Annotated in this window: 1 tRNA gene; it reads right to left on the reverse strand. The window is 45.1% G+C overall.

The window, feature by feature from the left end:
• Window positions 1–74: 74 nt before the first annotated feature.
• A tRNA-Ala gene (locus CP363_RS10615) sits at window positions 75–147 on the reverse strand.
• Window positions 148–255 lie beyond the last annotated feature (108 nt).

Raw genomic sequence — 255 nt, forward strand, 5'->3', positions numbered from 1 at the left:
GATTGTCTCGGTTTTTTGCTTGGATTATATTCAGTTTTCAATGTACTAGCTCTTTGATCCTTTTTCTGGATCAATGGAGGCTAACGGGTTCGAACCGATGACCTCCTGCGTGCAAAGCAGGTGCTCTCCCAACTGAGCTAAGCCCCCAGAGTATTTTATTTTCGGCCAGACATAACTTTAACTCTTTTTCTTCGTTATGTCAATGGGCCTAAATGGACTTGAACCATCGACCTCACGCTTATCAGGCGTGCGCTC

Source organism: Lactobacillus sp. UMNPBX12 (assembly GCF_002553955.1).
GTDB lineage: Bacteria > Bacillota > Bacilli > Lactobacillales > Lactobacillaceae > Lactobacillus > Lactobacillus crispatus.